Genomic DNA, 14623 nt, shown 5'->3' with positions numbered 1-14623 from the left:
CTGCCTATTGAGCTATCAACTCTAAACGCATCGCACGTTGGCGAACAAAACTACGTTTTAGATGATTGAATGTTTTCTCCGGCATACCGCTTGGTAGCTCTACCGTTGAGTAGCTATCAAACAATTTTACGCTACCAATGTAATCGCTACTGATATTCGCTTCGTTGGCAATGGCACCTACAATGTGCTTAGTTTGAACACCATGTTCTTTACCAGCATCTACGCGGTAAGTGTTCATTTCAACATCTGCAGTGCGACGTTTACGTTTAGCTGCGCCGGCTTCGTTACGACTTGGGCGCTCACCGCGCTCTCCACCACGTTGACCGCGATGATTACGCTCACCACGTTCGCCACGTTGTCCGCGTTCATTGCTGAAGCGTGAAGAACGAGGTTCTGGGTCGGTAGGCAGCTTAAACGGACGTGCTGTTTGCGCTTGGAACAACAAAGCGGTAGCGAGTTCAAGTTCGCTCATGCCAAGGTTGGTCGCAAGTTCAGAAGCAATCGTTTGGTAATCTTCTAATTGTGCATTTTCTACTGCTGCAGCCAGCTTTTCTTGGAAGCTAGAAACACGTTTCTTCTCAATCTCTTCACGAGTAGGTAGCTGCATTTGCTCAATTTTTTGACGTGTTACGCGTTCAATGTTGCGCAACAAACGCTGCTCACGGTAACCAACAAACATTACTGCTTTACCGCTACGTCCAGCACGACCAGTACGGCCAATACGGTGAACGTAAGCTTCAGCGTCATATGGAATGTCAAAGTTAACCACTAAGCCAATGCGTTCTACATCTAAACCACGCGCTGCAACATCAGTTGCTACTACGATGTCTAGCTTGCCAGATTTCAAACGAGTAATCGTGCGCTCACGCATGCTTTGGTTCATGTCGCCGTTTAGTGCAGCAACACTGAAACCTTTCGCTTCCAAACGCTCAGCAATATCAGTTGTTGAGGTTTTTGTGCGGGCAAAAATAATTGAAGCGCTGTCGCTGTTAACTTCTAGAATACGGGCCAACGCTTCTATTTTGTTTAAACCAGCAACGTGCCAATAGAACTGCTCAATATTTGAAACAGTTTGAGTCTTAGCCGCAATTTTTACTTCTTTTGGCTCAGACATGTAATTTTTAGTGATGTTTTTGATTGCCGGCGGCATCGTTGCCGAGAACAACGCTGTTTGTCGCTCTTTAGGCATGTCGCGCATAATGCGTTCAACATCATCAATAAAGCCCATACGTAGCATTTCATCTGCTTCGTCTAATACTAGGGCTTTTAGTTGGTCAAGCTTAAGCTTGCCACGATCTAGGTGATCGATAGTACGTCCAGGCGTACCAACAACAATTTGTGGGCCACGACGTAGCTCCTTAATTTGTTGTCCGTAATCTGCACCACCATAAATAGGCAGCACGCGTAAACCAGGAATATGACGACTAAAGTCTTTAATGGCATCGGCTACTTGGTTAGCTAGTTCACGCGTAGGAGCAAGAACCAACATTTGTGGCGCGTTTAGCTTAGGGTCTAACTTTGCAATTAACGGCAAAGAGAAAGCAGCGGTTTTACCGGTACCTGTTTGTGCTAAGCCAAGTACATCATGTCCTTCCAGCAGCAATGGAATGGTTTTTTCCTGAATAGGAGACGGCGTCTCGAATCCAATCTCGGAAATAGCTTTTAAAATGGTTTCAGGTAGAGCGAATTGCTCAAAACTTGAACTGCTGGATTCGGTCATATTTGGCCCACAATTATTTAAAGGATGCGCACTATACGCTTTTGATCACAAAAAGTCTCATTGATTTTACATTTTTATGGAAAAACATTAGCCGTCTTGATAGGCGACAATAAAAAACCGCTCTAGTGAGCGGTTAGTAGCTTTTAGTATAGGCTATCTTTCTATTCTTCTTCCGCTGCTGGGTACTTTTCAGCAGTTTCCTTGATAAGAGGTTGTAGCTCACCAGTGCGGAACATTTCCATGATGATGTCACAACCGCCCACTAGCTCACCTTCAACCCAAAGTTGTGGGAAGGTTGGCCAATCAGCGTAATTTGGTAGCTCTGCACGAATGTCTGGATTTTGTAGAATATCTACATACGCGAAACGTTCACCACATTGCATAACGGCTTCTACAGTTTGCGCAGAAAAACCACAGCTTGGGAACTTAGGCGAACCTTTCATGTAAAGTAGAATTGGGTTTTCAGCAATTTGCTGTTTGATTTTGTCAATCGTTTCCATTTTAAACTTCTCTAATTTTTACACTAAGTCTATTCTAGGTGTTGGGCGTACCCTAGCAAAAATAGTCGCCGATTTCACCACTTTGCGCTAGATCAATTTTTTTTAGTGTTTTTGCTTTGCCACATAAAGCACTAGTGCTAAACTCGTTTGTAAAGTTTTTACTATATAAAAGATTGCGCTGATTCAGCCAATTATAACAAGGAGAGAAAAAACAATGGCATTTACATTACCTGCTTTACCGTACGCACAAGACGCGCTTGAGCCACACATCTCAGCAGAGACTTTGTCTTTCCACTACGGCAAGCACCACAACACATACGTAGTAAAGTTAAACGGCTTAGTTGAAGGCACCGATTTAGCTGAAAAAAGCCTAGAAGAGATTATTAAAACTTCTACCGGTGGTGTATTCAATAACGCTGCTCAAATATGGAACCACACCTTCTACTGGAACTGTTTAGCGCCAAACGCTGGCGGTCAGCCTACTGGTGCTTTGGCAGCAGCAATTGACGCAAGCTTCGGTTCTTTCGATGAGTTCAAAGCAAAATTTACTGATAGTGCAATTAACAACTTTGGTTCTAGCTGGACTTGGTTAGTTAAAAATGCTGACGGTAGTTTAGCCATCGTAAATACTAGCAACGCTGCTACACCGTTAACTGATGAAGGCGTTACACCACTATTCACCTGTGATTTGTGGGAACACGCATACTACATTGATTACCGTAACGTTCGCCCTGATTACTTAAACGCTTTTTGGGCTTTAGCTAACTGGGAATTTGCTGCTGCAAACTTCGCATAAGCTAAATACCTAGCAAGGCAATAAAAAAGGGCGCTATTAGTAGCGCCCTTTTTGTTATCTAACTTTTACCTGCCGCTTATTTGCGATCGCTATGACCCAAGCTCATATCTGGAGCAATCACATCTCTTACTCGCTGCTTAAGGATCTTAGCTTCAGGAAAGCCTTCATCTGCAACACGACACCAAATCAATTGGTCGTTAACATATATTTGAAAGCGCCCTTTGCTGGCCGGACGCAGCGCAACTTCGCCGAGCTCTTGAGAAAAAGTAGTCAGCAACTCTTGGCTTAACCACGAAGCTCTTAATAACCAGCCGCATAAACTGCAGTAATATATTGCTACTTTAGGTAAGGCGACATCTTGCTCTACCGACATGCTTATTTCCTTTTCTGTAAATCAGTAATGTGGTTAAGCACCCGCTTTAAAGAAACCGGATATTTAGTCCCTAACTGCTGAGCAAATAAAGATACGCGTAACTCTTCTATCATCCAACGCAGTTCTTCACCCTCTTTACTGTATATCGGCAACGCCAGTTCTTTCTCTCTTTCGATAGCGGTATCAATTTGCTGCATTGCTAAGCGATCTTTATGAGAATCAATCGCTAGCTTTTCCAAACGGCGCTCTATGGCTTTAAGATAACGTTGCACATCGGCTAAACGCTGTAAGCCAACCTCTCGAACAAAACCTTTATGCACCAATGCCGCCAATTGTGCTTTTATATCGGCATGTGCCAATACACGGTCAAAGCCTACTTTGCCTTTTAGCTGCTTGTTAATTTGGTAGTGCAAACTTAATATTTGCTCTACCTGTACCACTGCTTCTAAGGTTTCAGTGGCTAATTCTGCACGCACAGTGTCACACAAGGATGTGAAGTCTTCAGGGTTATCGACTTGATGCAGCTGGGAGTATTTATCTATTACAGCCAAACAACAATCATCAAGCAATACATCCACTCGGCCGAAAGGATTAAAATACAAACCCAGTTTGGCTTTATTTGGCAAATGCTGTTGTAAATAACTCAATGGCGAAGGAATATTAAGCTGCAATAACTTACTTAAACCGCGTGTTTGGCTCCAGCTGGCTTCCTCTTGTTTATCAAATAACTTCAACGCAACGGTTTTACCTTGATCCACTAGCGCGGGAAACGCAGTGATTTGATAGCCCTGACGCTGCTCTTCAATCATTGAAGGCAGCTCACCAAAACTCCATTCTGTTACCTTAGCTTGCTCAGCAAAAGAACTAGGGGCAATTTCAGCAATACTTTGTTCAACTTGATCTTGTAACTTATTTTGCAGAGCTTGATAGCTTCGTCCTTGCGCCACTACTTTGCCTTTATCATCAATCACCTTAAAGTTAACTTTTAGGTGATCGGCCACCGAATCCATATTCCAAGCATCTTCGGGGATCTTCATTCCTGTCATTCTAAGCAGTTGCTTAGTTAATACTTCAAACAGCTGCCCTTCTGCATTTGGCACTGCTTGCAAAAACGCTTTTACGTAGTTAGGCACCGGCACAAAATTGCGTCGAATCGGCTTTGGCAGAGATTTAATTAAACCGCTAATCAGCTCTTCCCTAAACGCAGGGATTTGCCAATCAAAACGCGAGAAGTCTAATTGGTTTAATAGTGCCAAAGGAATATGCGCACTAACACCATCATCGATCTCGGCCGGCTCAAATACATAACTCAAGGCCACCGATACTTGTTCAAACTGCCATTGCTCTGGATATTGTTGTTCTGTTACATGGCTAGCATCATGCTGATAGAGCATTTGCTTAGAAAAACTCAGTAAGTCAGCTTGCTGCGCGCTGGCTTTTTTCCACCAGCGATTAAAATGGCTAGCCGATACTACGTCTTCGGGAATTCGCTCAGCATAGAAATCGAATAGCACTTGATCATCAACTCGCACATCACGACGACGCTGCTTTTGCTCTAGCGCTTCAGCGTCATCAAGCAATTGCTGGTTCTGTTTAAAGAAATCATGCTTAGCAGGCCATTGGGCTTCTACCAATGCTGAACGAATAAACACTTCACGCGCAACCACCGGGTCGATACGCCCGTAGTTAACCAAACGTTTGTTCACCAAGCTTACGCCGTATAAACGAACACTTTCGTAAGCCATTACAGCCTGTTGTTTAGTTGACCAATGTGGCTCGCTGTATGATTTTTTTATCAGGTGCTTAGCTTGTTCTTCTAACCAAGCGGGTTGAATCTTAGCGACACCCCGAGCAAACAAGCGAGAGGTTTCCACTAGTTCAGCCGCCACTACCCATTTAGGTGGCTTTTTAGCTTGGCTAGAACCAGGGAACACCACAAAACGAGCATTACGTGCACCTAAAAATTCACGGTCTTTATCTTTAAAGCCTAAATGGCTTAACAAACCCGCGGTGATGGCTTGGTGAATCGCGTCGTAATTAGCTTCTTCTTGATTAACTGAATAATCGAGCTCTTTAACTACCGTGGACAGTTGAAAGACTAAGTCTTGCCATTCGCGAATTCGCATATAGGCTAGAAACTCTTGCTTACATTGTTTGCGAAATTGATTACCCGACAAGGCTTTTTGCTGTTCTTGTAGATAGCGCCACAACAATAGGTAACTAGAAAAGTCTGAATCTTTATCTACAAAACGAGAATGTTTTTGGTCCGCCGCTTGTTTGCGATCGTTGGGCCGTTCTCTTGGGTCTTGAATGGATAGCGCAGCACAAATCACCATCATTTCCTGAACACAGCCAAACTGCTTAGCTGCCACCATCATTCGCGCTAAACGAGGATCAATGGGAAACTTAATCACTTCGCGCCCAAGCGGGCTCAAGCTCGGTTTACTTAAGCCATCTTTTAACGCGCCAATTTCTTCAAGTAAATTTAAACCATCTTTAATATTGCGCTGATCGGGCATATCAATAAATGGGAAATCTTCCAATTTACCCAATTTTAGACCAAGCATTTGCAAAATAACCGAGGCTAAATTGGTCCGCAGAATCTCTGGATCAGTAAATTCTGCGCGGCCTTCAAAGTCTTCTTCGCTATATAAACGAATACAAATACCTTCGGCAACCCGCCCACAACGGCCTTTACGCTGATTGGCACTGGCTTGAGAGATGGCTTCGATAGGTAATCGCTGTACTTTAGAACGATAACTATAGCGGCTAATACGAGCAGTACCAGGGTCAATCACATAACGAATACCCGGAACCGTTAAACTGGTTTCAGCAACGTTGGTCGCTAATACAATGCGCCTTCCCCGATGCGAAGAGAAAATTTTGTTTTGCTCTGCATTAGACAAACGGGAATAAAGCGGCAGTACTTCGGTATCACGGAAATTTCGTTTTTGCAGATAATCAGTTGCATCGCGAATTTCTCGTTCACCATTCATAAAGATAAGAATATCACCCGGCTTCTCGCGATATAGTTCTTCAACCGCTTCCGCTAATCCTTCTAATACATCTTTAGTCTGTTCGCCTTCATTCAACGGGCGATAACGAGTTTCTACGGGGTAAGTTCGCCCAGATACTTCAATCACTGGAGCATTGTTAAAATGCTTGGAGAAACGCTGCGGGTCGATCGTCGCCGAAGTAATAATTACTTTTAAATCTGGACGTCTAAGCAGCAATTGCCTTAATACGCCCAAAATGAAATCAATGTTTAAGCTTCGTTCGTGTGCTTCATCAATAATCAGTACTTCGTACTGCGATAAAAACCGATCTTGCTGCATTTCTGCCAGTAGCATACCGTCGGTCATTAATTTGATTAAGCTATCGTTTTTAATTTTGTCGTTGAAGCGGATTTTATAACCCACTAATTCACCAATCGGTGTATCTATTTCTTCGGCTATTCGCGCAGCGACTGTTCTGGCGGCTAATCGACGAGGTTGAGTATGGCCAATGTAACCTCGACTACCCAAGCCAAGCTCTAAACAAATCTTAGGAATTTGAGTGGTTTTACCGGAGCCTGTTTCACCGGCAATGATCACCACTTGATTGTCGCGAATCGCCTCATAAATAGTTTGCTTTTGTTCAGCAACCGGCAGCTGTGGTGGGTATTCAATACGTGGAATAGCACTACGACGGCGCTTAGCTAAATCTAGAGATTTAGCTAAGCTTGAACTGAATTTTTCAAAAGCGGCACTTTGCTTGGCCTGATCTTCTGATTTTAGCTGAGCAAGCTGCCGCTGCAGACGATAACGGTCTTTGGCTAGCGCGAGAGAAATTTGTTGTTTTAGATTTGAAAAAGCCGACTGCAAGAATTAACGCCTCGTAGGGTTGCATACGAGGCGCAAATGCTAACAATAATCACTGAGAAAACAAGTCTAACTCACTTGTTTGTAGCAACTATGCAAATGTTTATCGATACCACCAAGCACTTCTTCGCGCGTGATAATGCCCAAAAGTTTGCCCCGCTCGATAACTGGGTACATTTTGGGCTTTTGCTGAAGCATGCTTTGAGCAAGTTCTAGTATGCTAGTGTCTGGGCCTACAATAAGTACATCGCTACGCATCACGTCTTCCACTAAAGATACGGTTTCGCAATGGTAGGTGGCCTCTAACAAACTCTTTAAACAGTCTTGTTCTGATATCCAACCAATGACATGTTTTTGTTCATCAATCACTGGCGCGCCTAGCTGCTTGTGTTCCAATAAACTATGCACCACTTCGGCAATCGGCTGCTTAGAGGTAAAGCACACCGGACGAGTCAGCATGTAATCGCGAACTTTAAGATTCTCTGGCATAACCAATACTCCTAATAAGTGCTGTTACTTTGAGCTTAGTTGTCCAGAGACAATTACACCAGCAAGCCAATCAACTCTGCTGGGAACCACTATTTTAGGGATGTTAGGCAATTTCACCCATTTGGGTAATAGTAGAGGACAGCTTAGCGGAGTAGTATTTATATCGACTGAGTCGCTAACTCAGTCATCGCGTTTAGTTACCTATTGCTGTGTACACCTTTTACACAAATTATGCAGGCCCTTTGTTTTTATAAACAAAGGGCTTTTTTTTGCTTGTTTAACAAGCAAAAAGTTTATGCAAGCTATTGAATATCAATAAATAAATAGCTAAAGGAGCAATTTCACCCATTTGGGGAATGGTGAACTAAAGCCGCTGAGGATAATATTTATCGCGACTGAGTAGCTAACTCAGTCACGCGTTTAGTTACCTATTGCTGTGTACACCTTTACACAATTACGCAAGCCCTTTGCTGCTATAGCAAAGGGCTTTTTTTTGCCTACTTAACTTGCCACTGTAGGTTTTCACCAGCAAAAAACGGTACTAAGGTCTCATCTTCAACCATTACACTTTCTGGCACTTGCCATGCTTGCTTGCTTAACGTAATCGTTTCGCTGTTACGTGGTAAACCGTAAAAGTCAGGGCCATTAAAACTTGCAAACCCTTCTAACTTATCCAGTATGCCTAGCTGGTCAAAAATTTCTGCATATAGTTCAATGGCAGCCGGCGCACTGTAACAACCCGCACAACCACAAGCACTTTCTTTGGCTCCTTGCACGTGAGGTGCAGAATCAGTTCCCAAAAATATCTTCTTAGTGCCAGTAGCCACTGCTTTTTGCAACGCCTGTTGGTGAGTTTGACGCTTTAATACGGGTAAACAATAGTTGTGAGGGCGTAAACCTCCCGCTAACAAATGATTTCGGTTGTACATTAAATGCTGCGGAGTAATAGTTGCTGCGACATTATCTGGCGCACTCATCACAAACTCGGCGGCCTCTGCAGTAGTAATGTGCTCAAACACTATTTTAAGGTCTGGCAAAGAAGCGACTAAGTCGCGCATGTGTGCGTCAATAAACGCAGCTTCTCTATCAAAAATGTCGATATCTGAATGCGTTACTTCGCCATGCACTAACAGCAATAAACCGTGCTCAGCCATTGCTTGGAAAACTGGACGTAAAGCACTTACATTGGTTACGCCGTGGGCAGAATTTGTTGTTGCGTTTGCTGGGTACAGCTTACAAGCTTTAACAATGCCGCTGGCTGCTGCCTCGGCGATCATTTCAGGACTCGTGGCGTCGGTTAAATATAAAGTCATTAACGGTTCAAACTGACATTGCTCAGGCAGGGATTGTTTAATACGCTGATAATAAGCTTTAGCATCACTGACTTGGGTAACCGGCGGAGTAAGGTTTGGCATAATAATCGCGCGCGAAAAATGCTTAGCGGTCGCATTTGCTGCAACATTAAGCATTGCTCCGTCACGTAAATGTAAGTGCCAATCGTCTGGTCTAGTAATAGTAAGTGTTTGAGTCACAACAATCCCCTGAGTCGATATTAACAATTCGCGGGAAGTCTACCCCAAGTGACTAAACAAGTCTTGTGAGCCTTGGCTATGCCTATGAATTATTTGCAACTAATTGCTGCATTTCATTAACAATGGTCTCGGCAGCTTCGTAATCATATTCTTCTATCAACTGCTGCAAGCGTTTTGCCTGAGACGGGAACCGCTGCAAAATAGCCTCATGTTGATCAAGAAAATCATTACTTTCGCTATCAAAGTCATCCAGCAATTGTGACAAAGTTTGTAAATCAGAGAGTATTTCTTCATCGCTAACATTCGATTGAACAGCCGATTCAGGTTGAGCTTGCCGCTCACTACTAAGCTCAAATTGTTGTAAGGCTGCTTGTAGTGGTTGCAAGTGACTCGCCAGTTCGTCTAGTTGTTCACTTAATACTTCGCCCTGCTCTGCTGCCAGTTCTATCACTGCGGCTAAATCTGAAACAACTTGCGCACCTAAAGTTGCTGCCACGCCTTTTATGGTATGTGCAATACGTTGGACATCGGCTGTTTGGTGTTGCTGAAATGCCTGCTGTAAATCAACCAAAGACGTATTATTAACACTGGCAAATTTGGCTATCAATTTCAAATATAGGGTTTTGTTTTCAGCTGCATTGGCTAGACCAACCGCAGTATCCAAGCCTTTAACAACTGGCAGTGCTTGGTATCCGTTGTCACTAGCGGTAATCGCCGGGTCAGCTGCAGACTCAAGTGCTGGCGCACTAGGCGTAATCCATTTAGCCATCACGCTAAACAAGCTATTTACATTAATGGGTTTGGGTATGTGATCATTCATGCCCGCTTCTATAGCTTTTTCTCTGTCGCCCGCTAATGCATTTGCCGTAAGCGCAATGATCGGCAGGTCTTTTAAGGCCAACTGATGACGTATCACTTTGGTGGCGGTGTACCCATCCATTACTGGCATTTGGCAATCCATTAATACACCGTCTACTTGATGCGTTTTTAGATACTCGGCCGCTTGCATTCCATCCCCACAAACAACGCAGGAAATACCATTGGTTTTAAGCAGCTCAGTAATCAACTCTTGGTTAATTTCATTGTCTTCGGCCACCAGTATATTTGCGCCACCTAAATGAGCTATATCTTGGTTTGCTCCATGCTGTTGAGCTTCTCGTCTAGTTTGCTCAAACACTTCTATACGCCTTACGTCAATAACTGTATCGAATAAATGAGAAGGGGTCACTGGCTTGGTAAGAATGGCGTCTATTTTAATATCTTTGGCTTCTTTACTTAATTCATCGCGACCAAATGCAGTGATCATCACTACATCTAAATCGATACCTAGCGCTTCAATCTTACGTACAGTTTCAATGCCATCCATTTCTGGCATTTTCCAATCCATAAACACCATGTCAAAAGGCTGTACATCAGGCTCTTGCAGCACGACTAAAGCCTCTTTACCACTAGCAGCAGACTCTACCGAAATTCCAAAGCCCTGTAGTACCTGAACATTGATTTCTTTGGCACTTGGATTGTCGTCAACCACCAGAGCTTTTAAGTTAGATAGCTGCGAATTGTTTGTATCGCGTAAGGCCTTGGCGTTTTTCTGAATCGCCATCGGTAAGTCGAAATAGAAACAACTGCCCTTACCTAGCTGACTGCTTAACGCAATTTTCCCGCCCATTATTTCAGTTAGTTTTAAACAAATCGCTAACCCTAATCCTGTACCGCCATGTTTACGTGTGGTCGAACTATCGGCTTGTGAAAAAGGTTTAAATAACTTGGCTTGCTGCTCAGGTGTCATACCTATACCGGTATCACTTACCGAGAAATACATTTGTACTTGAGCGTCTGTGGTTTCTTTAGCCTCTATTTTTACCACTACAACGCCTTGCTCGGTAAACTTCACCGCGTTGTTACACAAGTTCACGAGTATTTGTGTCAATCTAAGTGGATCTCCTAACAGTGCTGTTGGCATGTTAGGGTCTATATCAAATAGTAACTCTAGGTTTTTTTGTTCGGCACGTAAGCCTACTAAATTAGCTAAATTGTCCAGAATATCTTCTAAACGAAACTCAATCGCTTCGATGTCTAGCTTGCCAGCTTCTATTTTGGAGAAGTCGAGAATATCGTTAATGATGCCTAACAAAGCCTCTGCCGAGCGGTGTACCTTATCAATGTAATTTCGCTGTTTATTGTCTAGTTCAGTTTCTAACGCTAAGTAAGACATACCAATAATCGCGTTCATTGGTGTTCTTATTTCATGCGACATATTGGCTAAAAAGTCACTCTTAGCTTGGTTAGCACTGTCTGCTTGAGCGCGAGCGTCATTTAACTGGTCTTCCAGTTGTTTAATCTCGTTAATATCAACATGAATACCGTTAATTCGTATTGGTCGTCCCTCATCATCGAGCTCGGACACGCGGCCAATGCTTAATATCCAGCGGTATTGGCCGTTTTTACAGCGCAAACGTATTTCGTTACGTAATAAATCCGTTTCCCCGGCTAAGTGCTCTTCTAGCTTGTCATTGTTACGAATTGCATCTGTAGGATGAATTAACTTAAGCCACGCTTCGGTATCCCCTTTTAAACGTGCCCACAATCCATCACCCGCACGTAATTCGCCAGCAGCGTAGCCAAGCATACTCTCGTAAATAGCATTCACTTCTATCCGGTCTTCTTGCGGATAGTAATCCCACATCCCTAAGCCTGCGCCAGACGCCGCAGAATCTAATCGCTCTTCACTTTCGCGTAATTGCGCCTCTACTTGTTTAATTTCAGAAATATCGAAGATAGCGCCATCAGAAAAAGTAGCTTGCCCCTCTTCACCTAGGGAAACAAAAGCTTTTTGCAGCACGTGTTTTTCGCGGCCGTGAGCATCAATAATTCTAAACTCTTGAGAAATAGCGCCGCCTTTTTGATTGAGATCTTTCGAACGGTCAATGCTTTCTTGATAATCATCAGGGTGAACAAGATCTTTATAACGCCGGGGCGCATTAGGCCCTACAAAGTCTTCGACTGGGTAACCCGTTTGCTCAAGCACTTGCTCGCTAACATACAACCACTCTGGTGCTTCACCTTCTACCAGTTTTACCCGATAAATTACGCATTGTAAGTTGTTGGTCAGGGTTCTAAATTGACGTTCGCTGTCGGCCAATTTTTGCTGCGCTTTTTTACGTTCAGTAATATCGCGAATGATACCGGTGAAGTGGCGTTTTCCTTTTAGGAACACCTCTTTAACTGCCAGTTCCATGGGAAACTCTTCACCGCTTTTACGTAAACCAAATACTGCGCGCTCGTTACCAATAACGACCGAGTTTGGTTTTGGTTGATAATCAGCTAAGGTTTGATCGTGATGGTCGGCAATAGACTTTGGCATGAGCATTTTAACGTTATTACCTACAACTTCTTGCTCGGTGTAGCCAAATATTTGCTGAGCAGCAGGGCTAAAACTACGCACAATGCCAGATTGCTCTATCAGCACAATACCGTCGGCAATGGTATCCACAATGGTGCGGATCCTTTCTTCATTATCGGCCAAGGCCAAACGCGCTTGGTAGCGCTCGGTCATATCAATAAGTGAGACTTTTACTTCAACGATTTTGTCGTTTTCCACAACACCTGGCGCAATATTAACACTGACATTTTTTTGCTGGCCATCAGCGCAAATAATGCTCAATGTTTCATCGTTAAAGCTTTTTCCTTGTAGCGCACTTTGCAGCAGCTGTTTAGCCCACTGCTGGTTCGCATCATCTACACCTAATTGGTGCCAATGTAGATGTTTAAATTGATCTCTCTGCTGATCGATTAACTCAGCAAGACTAAGATTATGTTTTAAAAACTTACCGTCTTCATTTAACGAAGCATAAGCAATAGGGGCATTTTCGTAGAGATCCCACAAAGTTTTTTCGCGTACCTGTAACTCTGCTGTGCGGTCTTCTACTTCTTGCTCTAATTCTGCTTTAGAGCGCTCTAAACGCAGGTTTATTTTGCGAACTAAGGCAAACACCAAAACAAACAATAGAATGCAAAATGCGAGGGCCGAACCCAGTACCAACAACACAATATTACGAAAACGTAAGTAACCCTGCATCACTTCTTCATGATCAATCTCGGATACTAAGCCAATTTCTAGCTCCGGATCCCAGCGCCATGCACCAACAACGGCTACTCCTCGATAATCTTTGTAGCCAATAAAATTGCCGCCGTCTTGCTTGGCAATAATTGAATAGCCGCTCTCCGTCCAGACTGGATCACCGCCTTTACGATTCGGGACTTGAAGCTTAATGTTAAGTACTGAAGATTGCTTGTCATTAAGTAAACCTAAAGCGGTCAACTCATCTTCAAATTTACTGGGTGAAATCATATAACCTGAACGGCTAACCAAATAGGTTTCGCCGGTTTTACCAATACGAGCACCTTTTAATAGTTGCGAGAACTCGGTCTGCGGATCCATGCGCAGCGTCAACAATGCCACAACCTTACCATCTCGATTTTTTATCGGTGCGGCAATAAACATGGTGGAATGCACATTTTGCACTTTACCTTGCAACATGCCGTCTAAATTAATCTCAGGGCGAATAGGCGGAATAATCACCGTTTCACCGTTAAACGCGCGATTCAGCAAATGTGGGTAGTAACGAGTAATAACGTTGATTTCGCCGAGGTTTTCATCTCGCATTGAGGCAATATTTATGCGGTCTCTAGAAATGATGAAAAAACCTAAATCATCAAAAATCGCACGATAATTTTCAACAGACTGACGCAAGCCTTCTAATGCGGGGTCATCAATTAAACTGTCTTTTGAATGTTCTGCTTCAATTAGCACTGTAGAAAAATGCTTAAAGGTGGGATCTAAGGCAATCGCATCAACTTTAGATTGCCAGCCTTGCTTCCATTCGTCCAAGCCAGCATCAGAAGTATCAAGCACTGATTCAATAACATCTTCTAACTGGGAGAACTGATGATGTTTTAGTTGTTGCAGGCCAATACTGGTTACCGCAGCGATAAAAGCAATAGCTGCCGTACATATGGCAACAATCACTAAAATACTTTTACGCGAGCTAAGTAATAAGCTGACATTTTCAATGGTTGATTTACGCAACCTGTTCAAAAGCATCACGATTAAAATGAGTAAGGCAAACAGTACCCATAACAATTGCTCAACTTGCATATACTTTCCTTGTCGCTCGCATTTAGTCACCCCATCTTTTAGGGTCAATCACTTAACTATAATCCCCAATCAAAACTAAATACAATGCTTAGGCCATAAAGCTAAAAATCAATTAAATTCAAAAGATAAGCTTACTACTTTAGCTAAATAAAAACGCCCTTATTAATTAAGGGCGTTTAACTAAAACTCTCTCAA

The 14623-nt window shown here is 43.2% G+C and carries 8 protein-coding genes; 1 reads left to right on the top strand and 7 read right to left on the bottom strand.

All coding sequences use genetic code 11. From position 1 onward, the window contains the following. Positions 1 to 4: 4 nt before the first annotated feature. Positions 5 to 1720 (bottom strand): DEAD/DEAH box helicase, encoded by a 1716-nt coding sequence (locus tag ACLD71_RS15420; RefSeq protein ID WP_411991252.1) that lies wholly within the window; start codon positions 1718 to 1720, stop codon positions 5 to 7. Positions 1721 to 1881: 161 nt separating this feature from the next. Next, positions 1882 to 2220 carry a Grx4 family monothiol glutaredoxin gene (locus tag ACLD71_RS15415; protein ID WP_137672946.1) on the bottom strand — a complete coding sequence of 113 codons (339 nt, stop codon included), beginning with the start codon at positions 2218 to 2220 and terminating at the stop codon, positions 1882 to 1884. Positions 2221 to 2434: 214 nt separating this feature from the next. Between ACLD71_RS15415 and sodB the strand changes: the two genes are divergently transcribed. Then, on the top strand, positions 2435 to 3016 hold the full coding sequence (sodB, locus tag ACLD71_RS15410; protein WP_137672947.1) for a superoxide dismutase [Fe]: 582 nt from the start codon (positions 2435 to 2437) through the stop codon (positions 3014 to 3016). A gap of 76 nt (positions 3017 to 3092) precedes the next feature. On the opposite strand, the gene ACLD71_RS15405 is transcribed toward sodB, so the two are convergent. The 5 genes from ACLD71_RS15405 to ACLD71_RS15385 form a co-directional block, all read right to left on the bottom strand. Then, entirely contained in the window at positions 3093 to 3389 is a 297-nt protein-coding gene (locus tag ACLD71_RS15405; RefSeq protein WP_137672948.1) for a SelT/SelW/SelH family protein, read from the bottom strand. A 2-nt stretch (positions 3390 to 3391) separates the two neighbouring features. Beyond that, positions 3392 to 7252: an ATP-dependent RNA helicase HrpA gene (gene hrpA / locus ACLD71_RS15400; RefSeq protein ID WP_411991251.1), complete on the bottom strand. Its 3861-nt coding sequence runs from the start codon at positions 7250 to 7252 to the stop codon at positions 3392 to 3394. Between the two features lie 66 nt (positions 7253 to 7318). After that, on the bottom strand, positions 7319 to 7738 hold the full coding sequence (locus ACLD71_RS15395) for a CBS domain-containing protein (protein WP_137672950.1): 420 nt from the start codon (positions 7736 to 7738) through the stop codon (positions 7319 to 7321). A 497-nt stretch (positions 7739 to 8235) separates the two neighbouring features. Beyond that, a complete protein-coding gene (pyrC, locus tag ACLD71_RS15390) occupies positions 8236 to 9270 on the bottom strand; it encodes a dihydroorotase (protein ID WP_411991250.1) in 1035 nt (344 codons plus the stop codon). A gap of 82 nt (positions 9271 to 9352) precedes the next feature. Continuing rightward, complete coding sequence (locus ACLD71_RS15385) at positions 9353 to 14428, bottom strand: PAS domain S-box protein (RefSeq protein WP_411991249.1); 5076 nt, start codon at positions 14426 to 14428, stop codon at positions 9353 to 9355. Positions 14429 to 14623: the final 195 nt, after the last annotated feature.

The organism is Agarivorans sp. DSG3-1 (genome assembly GCF_046774965.1).
Lineage (GTDB): Bacteria > Pseudomonadota > Gammaproteobacteria > Enterobacterales > Celerinatantimonadaceae > Agarivorans.
The sequence above is the reverse complement of the archived record's forward strand: the minus strand, read 5'-3'. Positions and strand labels throughout refer to the sequence as shown.